At 50.7% G+C, this 12,766-nt stretch carries 9 protein-coding genes; 3 read left to right on the top strand and 6 right to left on the bottom strand.

Annotated features, from left to right (window positions below; genetic code table 11):
- Positions 1 to 30 precede the first annotated feature (30 nt).
- The 4 genes from CLC93_RS16365 to CLC93_RS16350 all read right to left on the bottom strand — a co-directional run bounded on the left by CLC93_RS16365 (position 31) and on the right by CLC93_RS16350 (position 6,513).
- Entirely contained in the window at positions 31 to 1,050 is a 1,020-nt protein-coding gene (locus CLC93_RS16365; RefSeq protein ID WP_095507065.1) for a cupin-like domain-containing protein, read from the bottom strand.
- Positions 1,047 to 1,772 carry a SapC family protein gene (locus CLC93_RS16360; RefSeq protein WP_095507064.1) on the bottom strand — a complete coding sequence of 242 codons (726 nt, stop codon included), beginning with the start codon at positions 1,770 to 1,772 and terminating at the stop codon, positions 1,047 to 1,049. The genes CLC93_RS16365 and CLC93_RS16360 overlap by 4 nt, the downstream gene beginning before the upstream one ends.
- An 18-nt stretch (positions 1,773 to 1,790) precedes the next feature.
- Positions 1,791 to 3,353: a tryptophan halogenase family protein gene (locus CLC93_RS16355; RefSeq protein WP_095507063.1), complete on the bottom strand. Its 1,563-nt coding sequence runs from the start codon at positions 3,351 to 3,353 to the stop codon at positions 1,791 to 1,793.
- 151 nt (positions 3,354 to 3,504) lie between these two features.
- The gene (locus CLC93_RS16350) at positions 3,505 to 6,513 is read right to left on the bottom strand and encodes a TonB-dependent receptor (RefSeq protein WP_095507062.1); all 3,009 of its coding nucleotides are present in this window, start codon (positions 6,511 to 6,513) and stop codon (positions 3,505 to 3,507) included.
- A 647-nt stretch (positions 6,514 to 7,160) separates the two neighbouring features.
- Here CLC93_RS16350 and sigZ point away from each other — a divergent pair.
- Both sigZ and CLC93_RS16335 read left to right on the top strand, forming a co-directional pair.
- Entirely contained in the window at positions 7,161 to 7,715 is a 555-nt protein-coding gene (gene sigZ / locus CLC93_RS16340; protein ID WP_095507060.1) for an RNA polymerase sigma factor SigZ, read from the top strand.
- 75 nt (positions 7,716 to 7,790) lie between these two features.
- Entirely contained in the window at positions 7,791 to 8,651 is an 861-nt protein-coding gene (locus CLC93_RS16335) for a glutathione S-transferase family protein (protein WP_095507059.1), read from the top strand.
- Between the two features lie 68 nt (positions 8,652 to 8,719).
- On the opposite strand, the gene CLC93_RS16330 is transcribed toward CLC93_RS16335, so the two are convergent.
- Positions 8,720 to 9,718: a zinc-binding alcohol dehydrogenase family protein gene (locus CLC93_RS16330; protein WP_095507058.1), complete on the bottom strand. Its 999-nt coding sequence runs from the start codon at positions 9,716 to 9,718 to the stop codon at positions 8,720 to 8,722.
- Positions 9,719 to 9,863: 145 nt separating this feature from the next.
- On the opposite strand from CLC93_RS16330, the gene CLC93_RS16325 reads away from it, so the two are divergent.
- On the top strand, positions 9,864 to 10,769 hold the full coding sequence (locus CLC93_RS16325; RefSeq protein ID WP_095507057.1) for a LysR family transcriptional regulator: 906 nt from the start codon (positions 9,864 to 9,866) through the stop codon (positions 10,767 to 10,769).
- A gap of 7 nt (positions 10,770 to 10,776) precedes the next feature.
- On the opposite strand, the gene CLC93_RS16320 is transcribed toward CLC93_RS16325, so the two are convergent.
- On the bottom strand, positions 10,777 to 12,753 hold the full coding sequence (locus tag CLC93_RS16320; RefSeq protein ID WP_095507056.1) for a BCCT family transporter: 1,977 nt from the start codon (positions 12,751 to 12,753) through the stop codon (positions 10,777 to 10,779).
- Positions 12,754 to 12,766: the final 13 nt, after the last annotated feature.

The following is a 12,766-nucleotide window of genomic DNA, read 5'->3' as shown; positions in this document are numbered from 1 at the left end:
TCCTCAATTGCAGTTCTGGGGCTTGTAATCTCATCGTTTAAGTTTGTTCAGTAATAATGCGCGCAAACGCATCGCCTTGTGAGCGTCTAGCTCGCCCAGACTGGCCAGCGCCTCATGGGGAATATGGGCGTGGGTCGACTCATCGGCCTCAAAAATGTAGTAGTCGAAAAACGCTTTCCAAGCCTTGCGCTGCGCTTTAGGTAATGCGCGAATGTCCATCAATGCGTGCTGTAACGCGTTGTGCGGGGCGCTCATGAAGGCCGGGGATTGACGCCACCAGTAGTTGATAAGCACATTAAAAACAGTCGAGGCCTTCACATGGTGCCACCACATGGCCGGAATAAAGACTGCATCGCCCGGCTCAAGCTCGACCGTCTGTGCGTTCGCCAGCGCCTCGCGAAACTTGGGAAATCGCTCGAAATCTGGGTTGTCGAAATCCACTAAACTGATGGACTGACCCGCTGGAGTAAAGTCCAACGGCCCAACGTAGAGGTTTTCCAGTTGCTCAGGTGGAAATAGGGTAAAACGGCGGCGCCCAGCCACGACACAGGCAAGGTTGTCCGGTAAATCATAGTGGGCGGCAATTGTGCTGCGGTTACCCATCCAAATGGTAGCCAGTGCATCACGCTCACCCAAATCCACGTCATTGTGCTGTCGAAACCCGGGCAGACAATTGTCTATGGTGGTCGAACCCACGTACAAAGACGACGGGTCCGATTCAGCTTCTAACTGTTGCAAGCGCGTAAACACTTGATCTAGCTTGGCCGGTGCGCGCTCGAAATTTACGTTATCCATTGCCTCGTTGTAGAAATAGCGCCCCTGGTACTTAGCATCGGCGCTAAAGGTCCCGACCGTAATACCCTGGTAAAACTGCAGCAAGTATTCGCGCGCATGACGGGCACCTTGCTGACCAGCTTTGACCATAGGCCAGTCGGCCATCAAACCGCGAGCCACCCAAGGAGTATCCCGAGTTAGTAGTTCATCGGTTAGGCCTGAGCGACTTAAACCCTCTAGCTCCTGAATTGGGGCCAATTCGCCGAGCCTGTTCATTCAGCCAAGCTCTGATTCTTAAAAGCAATTAAGCGACGAATGTTCGAAAGCGACGCTATAACCATGTAAATTGGCTGGAGATACCCTTGCTGATTAAGCTCAGCAAGGGCTTCGGCGTCCAACTCCGACAGTTTGTCTTCGTTTATGGTCATAAAGCCTGATAAGCGATGCCGATCCCCATTGTCTAGCTCGATATCCAAAAAGAAAGGTTCTAACAATTGATGCTTTTCTAAAGCAGCAACCAACCCCTTGCTGTGCCCGTCCCCTTCGTAGACCGCTTGCATTACCGAAGCCATGCGTTCAGTAAATTCGCTACTGCCGCCATGAGGCAAGAATAAGGACTCTCCAGCGGTCGCGCTTACTCGAGGACTGTCTAAATCTATGGTCAGCACAGGCTCGTTGCGATCAGGCTCGTTAGGAAAGGTCTGAGTGCCAATCATGAACGGTCCTTTTTCCACCATTAGCGGAATGTAGTCGGCGCGCCACCCGTTGCTGTCCAGATATAAGTTCTCACCGTGCTCAAAGCCAAACATTACTAGCGGCTGCAATTCGTTGGTTTGCGGGTGGTGACTGAAAAAAATCGGGTATTCGGCCTGAACATTTCTAAACTCCAAAGGAAACGTTTGTACACACATCAAGTCATCACCCAGTTCGGCTCGGCGCTCGGTGCTCACTTTTAAATCCAGATGATCAATATTGTTCAGAATCGCGTGATTAGACATGTTCTCTCCGTGGGAAACTTAGCGAGTCGCCGCCATAGACGCTGCAGTAATTTGTTGTAATAGCTCGCGGTTGCCCGGAAGGCCCGCCAGCATTTGTTGTGTTTTTTGTTGGGCTTGTTGGTAGTGTTTAGCCGCTTGTTGCAACTGGCGCTGTACTCGAGCATTACTCGCAATCTGAGTCTGAAACCCCATGCCGTACAGCACGTAGAAGTAACTCGCAGATGGGAATATTTCCTCAGCCATCTCAAAGTCAAAACGCGAAGGCGATTGCCGTTGCCACAACTCAAGTAATTCGGCGAGGCGCTCAGGCCAACTATTACTATTGCGATTATCGCGCCAGTACTGACTGTCATCGCGCTGACTGATGGCGTAATGCAGTTTCAAAAACTCGATAATTCGCTGCCAGCGCAGTAAGAATTTTTGATTGAATCGCTTGGCGGTTATCGCCATGGTTTGATGATCTCTTGGCAGCTGCTCGGCCAACATCTTGGCGGACAGCTCGACCAAAGCCAGCGCCGAGGCTTCTAGCGGTTCGATAAAGCCCGCAGCCATTCCAACCGCCACACAATTGCGATGCCAAAACTGTTTGCGATGGCCTGGGCGAATACTGATGTGGCGGCAGCTCAATTGCTCGGCTTGTTGTTGTCCCACACTTTGAGCCACATAGTGACGCAAGGCGGACTCAGCTTGGTCTGGGTCCATATGGGCGCTGGAATAGACGTGACCCGTGCCGCGGCGGCTTTGCAAGCCGATATCCCAGATCCAGCCAGCGCTTTGAGCGGTCGCTATGGTCGCTGAGGCGATGGCTTGATCCTGCTCAGAGTAGGGCACTTGCATGGCAATGGCTCGGTCGTTAAACAGCACTTGATGGGCCGACTCGAATTCAATGCCATAGTGCTTGTCGATCAGCAGGCCGTTAAGACCACTACAGTCGACAAACAAATCCGCCTTAAGCGGCCCATGATTACGAGTCACCACCGCCTGTATGTCACCATTTGACGCAGGTTCAACCGCTTGGATGTGGTCTTTGATGTGCTTAACACCAAGGCGCTCAACGCAATGGCGGGTGAGCATTTCAGCGAATTTGCCCGCATCTAGGTGGTAACCATAATTTGCCACCCCAGCATAATCTGGAGTTGCGGCCTGTTTGGGCGCCTTGTCGGCATCACAAAGCCGGCTTTGTCCGCTAAAAGCATCCGCCAAGGATTGTGAACCACAGTGCATCTGCCAATAAGGCAGAATGTCTGTGTCTAGGTAGCCCTCGGGCAAAGAAAAAGGATGGTAGTAGGCGTCGTCAGCGCTGCCGTTGCGCCAACCGACAAATTTGGACCCTTGCTTGTAAGACGCCTGGGTAAAACTCAAAAAGTCGCGTTCATTTAGACCAATGCGCTGCAGCGTCTCGCGCATGGTAGGCCAAGTACCTTCTCCGACCCCAATGGTGGCTACATCTGGAGATTCAACCAGAGTGACTGTGATGCCATTATCTTTGTGACTGGCGTGCTCTGAAGCTAATATCGCTGCCGTTAGCCAACCGGCGGTACCACCGCCGACAATCAGTACGTGTTGAATCGCTTGCGCCATTAATTAGGCTACCTCTTCAGCTTGAGTTGTTATTGTTTTTTCTCTCAAATGTTGCAGGATTTCGCCTCTCCTTTTTATACCTTATCCCGCGCTTTGATGGCAAAAAAACAGCCGCGGGAGAGTGCGGCTGTTTCCCAATCGACGCCAGTGATTAGAACTTGTAACGAGCACCCAAGTGATAACGAGGGGCTTGCTTGTTAATCGCAATAATCATGTTCGGGTGACGACCGACCAAACGCTGGTACTCACCAGTTAGGTTAATCACTTCACCAAATACCGAGAAGTTCTCAGTGAAGTCATAGCTGACGTTGGCATCCCATTGACCGTAGGCATCGGTATAAATTGGGTTGCGTTCGCCATTACCATCAATGGTCGAGGTCAGGAACTTGTCACGCCAGTTGTACGCAATACGCGCCTGGAATGCATTTTGGTCGTAGAAGAACACGCCGTTGAAGGTGTCACTTAGCCCCAGTAAAACGAACTGGTTGGGGACTTCTTGACCTTCGTAACGCTCCTTATTGGTGTTGTAGTTGTCATACTTCACATCACCGTTAACCTTGGTGTAGTTGACTGCTAGACCGAAGCCTGACTCGCCAAACAAGTGCTGTAAAGCCAACTCAAAACCGTCAATTTTTGCTTTGCGAGCGTTAACTGGAGTGAAGATTTCGAATACGGCCAATGGATCGCCATCCTCACCGACGATTTCACCGTCTTCATTCACCCAGTTCTGATCAACAAAGTACTGGCGAATTTCTGTGTTGTTGTCGGGATCCCCACCGGCTGCTGCAACAGCTTCTCGAGCTTGCAAGTAACGAGGGCCCTGGCCTGGATGTGGCAATTGCCAAGTTTCATCCTGGAAGGTGTCTTGGCCAATGAAGTTTTTCACGTCCTTCATGTAGTAGCCCGCAGAAACATAACTGCCTTCGCCGTAGTACCACTCTGCCGACAAGTCGTAGTTTGACGACTCAAATGGCTTCAAGTTGGTGTTACCAAAGTTACCCGTACCGCCGGTTTGACGCAGCAATGGGTTAATGGTTTGGCCGCCTTGAATATCGGCGTAGCTTGGACGAGTAATCGATTGGCTGAACGAAGCCCGCAGTACCAAGTCATCCATTGGATTGATACGGAAGTCGAAGCTCGGCAGGAAGTAGCTGTAGTCACCCTTTTGCTGAGTAAAGACTTCGCCGGTTGATTGAGCGGTAAACTCGTTGTCACCGGACCACACAATCTCGTTGTAAGTCGGCACCTTAGCGTCGGCGGTCACCTTGGTATTTTCATAGCGGACACCAAGGATTAAACGGGTTGGCATGTCGGCAATATCCCAAGCCAAATTGGCTTGCAAGAAAGCCGCGGTTTGCTCTTCCTTGGTGCGACGGTCAGTAGAGAAGTTAGGATCCGCACACAAAATAGTGCCACACGGCCCTAAAATATCACCATTGGCTGCAGCCACATCCGAGATTGCCTGAACTAGGTCGTTAAACTCCGAAGAGTAAAACACTGGCTCTAGGTTTGGATTGTCCACGCCCGGCAAGCCGCTAAATCGTTTCTTCAAGTCTTGCTGAACAAAAATCTGGTCAGGGTATTGGTCTGGTGTGCCGTAACCGCCCCAACGGTCGCGTTGAGTATTGGAGAAGGCCGAGCGGTTTTTGGATGTCAGCGCAACCACACCAAAATCAATACTCTCTACAATGCCCTCGTCAAAAACGTACTCACCAGACAGTTGCAACTGATCGATTTCAGATTTGTTGTACGAATTACGGAAACTGGTACCTGAGGTCGACATGCGAGCGGGATCCAGCCCAGCAACACCATCAGCGAAAGCGATGTCCATCACAGGAAAGTCTTTGCTGTAGTCGACTGTGGTGCCCACTCGGTCGAACTGAACTGCTGAAATGACGTTGTTTGAACCGCGGTTGTCTTTGGCGCCGGCTTCGGCGGTTGAGCGGTGGAAGTCCAACTCAAAGCTCAAGTTATCGGTAGCTAAGTACTCTAGGTTAAAGCCCGCAGAATGATTCTTGTTAACCGTTCCCCAGTTACCGGTACCCAAACCAACATCAGCACCAGTAGAGTCCGAGTATATCACAGGGCCGACAACCGAACCTTGGGTATTGGTGCCTTTGGTGTATTCACCAGCCACAGGGTTACCGTTAAACCAGGTCGACATTTCCTGACGACGCGTTTCGACATCCTGCTCCGAGTAGGTGTAGTCCAAGGTACCTTTAAGTTTGTCGGTCGGCGCCCACTGTAAGGTTACCTGACCATTGGCACGCTCACGTTTAATGTCGTTAAAACTGTACAACAGGTTTCGCGGTACTGAGTACACATCCTTTTCTTGTGGACGGTTTACGAAATTACCATTGGTGGGTAATGAACCCCAATCAGGATCATCGGTTAGACCGGCTGTCCCGTTCATAGTGAACCAACCACTTGAGGTTTCAGCGGTATTACGAGTCAAGTCACGACGAGACAGGGAGCCAGTAAGTGCAATTCCCACGGTGTCGTCTAGAAAGGTTTGGCTGAAAATACCAGACACTTCAGGTGTTACTTTAGAGCCACTGCCGTCGCCATCGTCTACTGACGAATCGTAAATTCCTTTGGCGCCAATACTGGCCACCAAGCCTGGGTTATCCAGTGGACGAGCGGTCGTGATGTTAATGGTTGAACCAATGCCACCGGTGGCTAGCTTAGCTGTGCTGGTTTTGTAAACCTCAACACCGCTGACGCTCTCTGCTGCCAAGTTGGCGAAATCAAACGAACGGGAGTTAGCAGCACTCGTGGCTTCTAGGTTAGCCGCCGGCATCTGGCGACCGTTAAGGGTCACTACGTTGTAGTCAGGACCAAAGCCACGCACGGTGATTTTCGAACCTTCACCGTTGGTACGGTCAATCGCTACACCGGTAATACGTTGCAGCGATTCGGCCAAGTTGGTGTCGGGCATTTTACCAATGTCTTCAGCAGAAATGGCGTCAACCACACCGTCCGCTTGACGTTTGATGTCGGTAGATTTGATCAAACTACCTCGAATACCTTTCACCTGAATTACTTCTACGTTCTCGTCGACTTCTTCTGCCATCGACACCAGCGGAGACATCGCTGCTGCACCCAGCGCCAGCGATAGACTGGTAGCCAAGTGCGTTTTTTTGAAGCTTTGATACTTCATTATTCCGTCCTCACCCAAGGTGTAATTGTTGTTAGCTCTCTCTGCTTTCGATCCGCACTTTGCTTACTGCCTGTTGATGGCAAATCAGAATCATTATTCTTTTCGCCTTATTGAAAGCGCTTTCATAAACATAATTTAGGGAAAGATAATCGTCAACATTTTATTAACCAATCATTTACACAAGGCTGTAAATTCTGGCTTTTAGCTGGTTTGACCAGCGCTTGAAGCCACGCTTACTAGCTGTCTAGAGAACTACTGACTAGGGGGCCTACAGGGGCTGACAGTGTTAGCGCTAACATTTTGGTTTTGATTCGAATTTGTATGCGTCTTCTACAATGGGTGGGGTTTAATCAGCTCAGAATTGCTCAGGGAAAACCCATAATTATGTCGGTTCGGTGGAAATTCATAGCGGCTATCGTTTGGCTGATGTCGTCCAACGCGGCCGCGCAAGGCTTTAAGGAAATCAGCGAACTTGCCGTGCTAGGGGTGTTTAATTCTCAGCAATGACGGTGCGTTTGCATGTATCACACATTCGAGACAAAAAGCGACTGGTATTGTTGTCTATCACTGGACTTCGCAAAACTTTCATCCAACATTAAGGTTTCAGCGAACGCTGAGCTGGCGTTCCTCAAACTAGGACATTACCAATGAGCGCAACCCCGACTGTTGAAACCATTTGGAGCCAGTACCGCCAGCAACTGCAGGCCTTCTTGCGATCTAGAGTCTCAGACGAGCACCAAGTTGAGGACTTGCTTCAGGATATTCTGTTGAAAAGCTACCAAAAACTGCCAGAACTTAGCTCAGGCGCCAAGCTCAAACCCTGGCTGTATCAAATCGCCAACCACAGCATTGTCGACTACTACCGCCGCAAAGGTCGCGATGTGTTAGATGACAGCGAAACCCTGTGGTATCAAGATAACCAACAATCGTTAATGGATTCCCTGAGCGAATGTATCTCGCCCTTTGTGCAATCCCTGCCAGATGGTGGCGCCGAGTTACTGACCCAAATCGATCTTCAAGGCACGCCGCAAAAACGCTATGCCGAGGAGCATCAGCTCCCCTATTCAACCTTGAAATCCAGAGTGCACAAAAGTCGGCAGCAGTTGCGCGCCCTGTTTGACGCCTGTTGCGATTTCGAACTGGATGCTGGTGGAAGACTCAGCGATTGCACGACAAATTCAAAGGGTTGCAAAAACTGCTAGTTTTTTTCGATTTTTTATCGTCTTTTTAGTGGCTCGTCCGTCTTATTAGGCAGAAGACACTAACGGGACGTAAACATGATTAAAGTAGTAAGTTTTACCATCTGCCCATTTGTTCAACGCATTACCGCGCTGCTGGAAGCCAAGCGGCTGCCCTATGAAGTTGAGTACATTAGCCTCAAAGAAAAGCCGCAATGGTTTTTAGACATTTCGCCCAACGGCCAGGTGCCTGTGCTGATAACAGAATCAGGCTCAGCCTTGTTTGAATCCGACGCTATTGCCGAGTACTTAGACGACGCCTATCCCGCGTTAGAAGCTCAAATCACTGCAGAGCAAAAAGCCTTGGACCGCGCCTGGAGTTATCAGGCCAGCAAGCATTACCTAGCCCAGTGCTCCGCGATGCGCAGTGCAGACAAGGACACCTTAATCGAGCGCATGGAAAAGCTGGCTAAATCTTTTGCCAAAGTCGAAAAAATCTTAGGCGAAGGCCCTTACTTTAAAGGCGAGTCGCTAAGCAATGTAGACATGGCTTGGTTGCCGCTGCTGCACCGCGCCAACATCATTCGTCAGCACACCTGTTTTGACATGGTAAGGGATTTCCCCAAAGTCCAAGCCTGGCAAAGTGCACTTATGGCCACAGGAATCGCCAAAGCCTCGGTCAGTGATGAGTTTGAAAACAAGTTCACCAACTTCTACTTGGATGAAGCCACTTATTTAGGACGCGAACTGCGCTGCTGCAAAGATAGTGAGTGCCAGCAAGATGGCAATTGCTGCAGCCAAGACGATTGCTGTCGCTGCCAATCGGATAGCCGTGAGAGTGATTGCTGTGACACGAACCGTTGCGAAAGCTCGGACGTCCAAAACTGTTGTGACCCAAAGGCTCGTGAACTAACAAAAAGCCAAACTAGCAATTGTTGTAGCACCAATTCCGGCTGCTAAACCACAAAAAAGCGCCCCCTGAGTTAACTTCAGGGGGCGCTTTGCTCTAGATTTTTGATTAGGCTTGCTTAGAAGCCCTCAAGAACAATTTTGCCTTTGGCGGTTTGTGACTCCAACAACTCATGGGCGCGCCGCAGGTTAGCGGCATTAATCTGCCCAAAGTGCTCACCGACAGTGGTCTTAAGCTCACCGGCATCAATCATTGACGCCACTTGCGCCAATAGCTTGTGCTGCTCAATCATGTCCTGAGTTTGGAACATGGAACGGGTGTACATAAACTCCCAGTGCAGTGACACGCTTTTGAGCTTCAACGCGCGAATATCGAAATTCTCTGGATCGTCAATCAGCGCGTATTGCCCTTGCGGCTTGATGAGTTTCATCACTTCTTCTAAGTGATCTTCACTGTTAGTCAGGCTCACCACATAGTCCACACTGTCAGGCTCGCCAAGCTCTTCGCTAAGCGGGTTTCTGTGGTTGATTACCCGATCCGCCCCTAGCTCTTTCAACCAAGTTTGGGTCTCTGGGCGAGAGGCGGTCGCCACCACTTCAAGCTGGGTCAGTTGTTTCACCAGCTGAACCAAAATCGAACCAACACCACCGGCAGCGCCGATCACCAAAATGCGTTTGCGGCTTTGGGTATCAACTTTCAAGCGGTCAAATAGCATTTCCCATGCGGTGATTGTGGTCAGTGGCAAAGCTGCGGCCTCCGCCGACGAAATACTGCTCGGTGCTTTGGACACTATGCGCTCATCCACCAGCTGATATTCCGCGTTACTGCCCGAACGAGTGAGATCGCCCGCGTACCAAACCTTGTCTCCCACATTGAACAAGCTAACGTCATCGCCCACTTGCTCAACCACACCTACCGCGTCCCAACCAAGCACCTTCCACTCACCCTCGGCAGCGGCCACTCGAGTGCGGATTTTGGTATCCACCGGGTTCACCGAGATGGCTTCAACCTTGACCAGCAGGTCGCGACCGGCAGCGCTGGGTTTATCCAACTCCACATCTTGCAGCGACTTAGGATTATCTATGGTGAGTGATTCTTGATAGGCAACAGCTTTCATTGATGCTTCTCCAGCAGTGTTTTTGAATGGTTTAGCGAAGGCGCTATGTCTGTGGGGATAACTTTAGTTGACCAAGCTTAGTTGAAAAACTAGCCTTAGCTTGAATCACTATTAAAAATATTTTGAAAATAGCTGAAGAATTACGGTGAAAGCTCTTAACGATTTACAAATCTTTGTGGATGTGGCGCGACTAAGCAGCCTCAGTGCCGCAGCGCGTGAGAGAGACATGACTCCGGCAGCAATCAGTGCTGCGATGAAGCGCTTGGAAGCCGAGTTGGGTTGCGCCTTGTTTGTGCGATCCACTCGGCGATTGCGACTTTCCCGCCAAGGAGAAGAGTTTTTGCCGGTTTGTCAGCAAGCCATCACCGCGTTGAGCTCGGGTATCGCCGACCTGCAGCAAAATCAGGCCAAGCTCAGCGGCCTACTGCAAATTTCTATGCCTTCAGATTGCGGGCGTCACTTGTTTTTAGACTGGCTCGATGACTTTCAAGTACAGCACCCAGACATACAGTTGCGGGTGCACTTATCCGACAATTTGGCCGACATCTATGGTCAACCGGTGGATATCGCGATTCGCTATGGTCAGCCGCAGGATTCCAGTTTGATTGCACTGCCCTTGCTCAAAAACAACTATCGAGTGTTATGCGCATCGCCTGAGTATTTGGCCAGACACGGCACGCCCAAACACCCCAAGCAACTAAGTGAACACAATTGCTTGAGTTATGGTCTAGGCGGCTCGCCGCACAATCATTGGTGGTTCAAACACCAAGAGCGCAGCTATGAGATTACGGTCAAAGGCGATCGGCTCGCCAGCGATGGTGAAGCGGTGCGACGTTGGGCATTGGCGGGTAAGGGGATTGCCTACAAGTCTGTGCTGGACGTTGCCGATGACTTAAAACACAGTCGCTTGGTTCGCGCCTGCCCAGAGTGGCGGGGCGAAGATGCGCCGCTGAATTTGTTGTTTACCGATCGTCAGCACAACAAACACAGCGCTCAAACCCTTCGCACCTTTTTGGTGGAAAAGCTCGAGCGCCACCTTACCTCGAGCTAGTGCCCAATTAGCGCAGCAAGTGTAAGAAGTGCAGGTGCTTTTGGTACTGGTCGATGACGTCGTTAATCACCGCTTTCTTGGACCAGCCCATGATGTCGTAATCCTGCCCACCTTCGATTAAGTGAACTTCGGCTCGGTAGTAGTGATGCTCGTCGTCGTCATCGTTTTCTTCCTCGCTCAAACTAAAATCTGGTTGTTGGTGTTTTTTACGGTATACGCCGTAAGCAAAGTTCTGCTCATCGCCGTGATGCACAGTGAGGCGCACGCCGTAATCCACCACCTTGAGCTCGGTGCTTAAGTTATTCTCTTCAAATTTCTTCGCTAACTCTTCGAGCCCCGGCTTCACGATGCGGTGAATGAACTTGTTGACGTTTGAGCGACTGGGGAATTCGATGATGTTTTGCAGCCGGTCCTCCCAATCTTCCTGGCTTTGCGGTGGGCTACTCGGCGCCACGTTCATTTGCAGGCTCTCTTGCTTAGCCAGCTCCACATTAAGCGCGTTCATCAAGCCCACCAGTGCTATCAATAAAATGACAGTAAAGGGTAAGGCCGATGCTATGGTCATGGTTTGCAAAGCACTCAGACCACCGGCGAACAACAACACCGCAGCAACGACACCGACCGCAATCGCCCAAAACAGGCGCTGCCAAAGGGGGGTATCGTTGCGACCGTGGGAGCACAGCATATCGATGATCATCGCCCCTGAATCGCAAGAGGTAACAAAGAACACCACAATCATCAGCACAGCCAGCAGCGACAACAATTGAGACCATGGGAATTGCTCTAAGAACACAAACAAAGCTACTGGCGTATTGGAAATTACCATCTGCTCAAGCTCTGCTGCACCCGCTTCATTGACCAGAGCAATTGCACTGTTGCCAAATACCGTCATCCACAACAGGGTAAATGCGGTGGGAATTAACAGCACGCCCATCACGAACTCTCGAATGGTGCGTCCACGGGAAATACGGGCGATAAACATACCCACAAACGGCGCCCAAGCTAGCCACCAGCCCCAATAGAAAATGGTCCAACCGCCGATCCAGTCGCTCTTTTCATAGGCGAAAAGGTTGAAGGTAATTCGCACGATATCCGACAGATAAGTCCCGACGTTTTGCACGTAGGCCTGCAGTAAAAACACGCTAGGGCCCAAAACAAAAATCAGCACCAGCAGGGTGATAGCCATCACCATGTTGGCTTCGGATAAACGTCGAATGCCCTTATCCAAACCCGTGCCTACCGAAACGGCGGCCAAGCCCGTGATGACGGCCATGATTGTGATTTGATGACCGGTCGAAACCTCCAGCCCAAACAAATAACTCAGTCCAGCGTTGACCTGTGCGGCTCCTAAGCCCAAGGAGGTGGCCACACCAAAAGTCGTACCAATTACGGCAAAGATGTCCACCAAGTGCCCGGGCCAGCGATAAATCTTGTCGCCAATCAAGGGGTATAGCGCCGAACGCAAGGTTAGGGGTAGTTTGTGGCGATAGCCAAAATACGCCAGCACCAAAGCAACAATCGCGTAAATCGCCCAGGCATGCATCCCCCAGTGAAAGAAAGTCACCTTCATGGCTTCACGGGCCGCTTCAAGGGTTTGCGGCTCGGCGGTTGGAGGCGCTAAGAATTGCTTTAACGGTTCTGCTACTCCAAAGAACATCAGGCCGATACCCATACCTGCGGCAAACAGCATAGAAATCCAAGTGCCGAGAGAATAATCCGGGGAAGAGTGTTCGGGCCCTAAGCGAATGGAGCCGTACTTAGACACCCCCAAATAAATTACGAACAACAGAATCACGGCAACGCTCAGCACGTAAAACCAACTGCCGTTGGCTATGATGTTAGCTTGCAATGAACCAAACATATCGGCTGCAAGGTCTAAGCGCCAAGTAGAGAAGGCCAGCAAAGCCAAAATGATCAGGCTGGCGCCAAAAAAAACCGGTTTATTGAGAGAGTTAAAGTAGCTCGACTGTGTCGAAGAGGGCATAAAGGGTGCTCGT

Source organism: Paraferrimonas sedimenticola (genome assembly GCF_002282855.1).
Lineage (GTDB): Bacteria > Pseudomonadota > Gammaproteobacteria > Enterobacterales > Shewanellaceae > Paraferrimonas > Paraferrimonas sedimenticola.
This window is presented reverse-complemented; position numbering and strand designations above follow the sequence as displayed.

Coding starts and splice junctions, on each gene's coding strand:
- CLC93_RS16365 (WP_095507065.1), bottom strand. CDS start 1,050: ATGAACAGGCTCGGCGAATTGGCCCCAATTCAGGAGCTAGAGGGTTTA.
- CLC93_RS16360 (WP_095507064.1), bottom strand. CDS start 1,772: ATGTCTAATCACGCGATTCTGAACAATATTGATCATCTGGATTTAAAA.
- CLC93_RS16355 (WP_095507063.1), bottom strand. CDS start 3,353: ATGGCGCAAGCGATTCAACACGTACTGATTGTCGGCGGTGGTACCGCC.
- CLC93_RS16350 (WP_095507062.1), bottom strand. CDS start 6,513: ATGAAGTATCAAAGCTTCAAAAAAACGCACTTGGCTACCAGTCTATCG.
- sigZ (WP_095507060.1), top strand. CDS start 7,161: ATGAGCGCAACCCCGACTGTTGAAACCATTTGGAGCCAGTACCGCCAG.
- CLC93_RS16335 (WP_095507059.1), top strand. CDS start 7,791: ATGATTAAAGTAGTAAGTTTTACCATCTGCCCATTTGTTCAACGCATT.
- CLC93_RS16330 (WP_095507058.1), bottom strand. CDS start 9,718: ATGAAAGCTGTTGCCTATCAAGAATCACTCACCATAGATAATCCTAAG.
- CLC93_RS16320 (WP_095507056.1), bottom strand. CDS start 12,753: ATGCCCTCTTCGACACAGTCGAGCTACTTTAACTCTCTCAATAAACCG.